Source organism: Corallococcus sp. AB018, assembly GCF_003986945.1.
GTDB lineage: Bacteria > Myxococcota > Myxococcia > Myxococcales > Myxococcaceae > Corallococcus > Corallococcus exiguus.
Genome location: NZ_RAWR01000434.1, coordinates 1 through 1,623 on the forward strand (window position 1 = coordinate 1; position 1,623 = coordinate 1,623).

At 72.8% G+C, this 1,623-nt stretch carries 2 protein-coding genes; both read left to right on the top strand.

Features of this window, described 5'->3' with window-relative positions:
- Positions 1–701: polysaccharide biosynthesis tyrosine autokinase (locus D7Y11_RS42525; RefSeq protein WP_126936510.1), on the top strand; the 701-nt coding region annotated here is incomplete at its 5' end.
- Positions 702–723: 22 nt separating this feature from the next.
- Positions 724–1,623, top strand: a 900-nt coding sequence (locus D7Y11_RS42530) for an O-antigen ligase domain-containing protein (protein WP_126936511.1), incomplete at its 3' end; no start/stop codon positions are given.

A 1,623-nucleotide genomic window follows, 5' to 3' on the forward strand; every position in this document is an offset into this window, starting at 1 on the left:
CGACGTCCCCCCGCAGCCCCTCCATCATCCTGGCGCGCAGCATCCCCCGGGACGTCACCGTGGAATGCGTGCGCGGCCTGAGGACGCGGCTCCAGCGGGCCATGAAGGAGGCGGGCAGCCACGTCGTCGCCGTCACCGGGACGAGCCCTGGCGCGGGGACGTCCTTCGTCGCCCTCAACCTGGCGTGGGTGCTGGCGGAGACGGGCAAGCGCGTGCTGCTGGTGGACGCGAACCTGCGCGGCGGCTGGCTGCACCGGTGCTTCCGCGAGGCGCACCTCCCCGGCCTCCACGAGGTGCTGCGGGGCACCGCGACGCTGGAGCAGGCCCTGCTCCAGGAGGCCGCGCCCGGCCTGTCGTTCCTGGGCGCGGGCGCGCTTCCTCCGGACCCGGCGGAGCTGTTGGCCAGCGCGGCGTTCGACACGTTCGTGGCGCGCGTGGCGGCCGAGTACGACGTCGTCCTCTTCGACACGCCCTGCATCCTCGCGGTGACGGACGCGGCGCTCGTGGGCCGGCACGCGGGCGTGCGGCTGGCCGTGGTGCGCGCGGCGGCCCAGTCCCTGCGCGAGGTGGCCACCGCGCTGCACCAACTGGAGCAGAGCGGCGTCCCGGCCCAGGGCGTGGTCCTCAACGGCGTGCCGCGCTCCCGGACGGGCCGCGCGGTGAGCGGCGTCTACCAATACGAATACCCATCCGCGAGCTGAAGCCCCACCGGGAGACCGCACCGTGAGCTGGATTCGCTGCACAGGACTGGGCTTCATCGCGGCCCTCTACATGCTCGCGGGCCGCTGGGGCATGCACCGGCTGGCCGCCGCGGAGGTGGAGACGAACCTGTTCCTGGAGCTGCGGCTCTGGATCGTCATCTGCGGAGGGGTGTTCGCCGCGGTGGGGCTGCTGCACCGCGCCCGGCGCGAGGCCCGTCCCGGCGAGTCGCGCTTCGACCCGCCGCTCATCGCGGCCATGCTGGGCTTCCTGGGCTACATGGCCGCCAGCGCCACCTGGTCGCCCGACTTCGACTTCTCGTTGACCAAGGTCTACGACGTCACGCTCGTCGCGGTGATGTGCGTGGGCTTCGCGCTGGCCTGCTTGCGCCAGCCCGCGCCCCGGACGCTGGACACGTTCTGGGCCATCGTCGTGGTGGCCACGGGGCTGCTCGCCATCGCCGGCATCAAGCAATTGCTGGCGGGCGGCGGTGGCGCGCGGCTCGCGGTGATGAACGGCGGGCCCAACATCTTCGCGCGGCTCATGGGGCTCTTGACCATGGGCGCGCTCTACTTCTGGTACTGGCGGGGCCAGACGTGGCTGTGGATTCCGGTGGCCGCCAGCGGCGTCATGCTGACGCTGCTCACGGGCTCGCGCGGCGGGTCCGTCGCCATCATCGCGGGCATCACCACCTGCCTCGTGGTGGGGCGCGTGCCGGTGCGCCGGCTGCTGCTCCTGACGCTGCTGGCGACGGTGGCCATCACCGTGGTGGCCATGTTCTCCCCGCTGGGAGAGGCGCTCAGCAACTCCTTCCAGGAGCGCTTCCTGCGCCTCACCCTCAACTACGAGGTGGGCGCGGGCGGCGCGGGCAGCAGCGAAGGCAAGGTGTACCTGTCCGGGCGGGAGGTCCTCTACGAGCGGGCC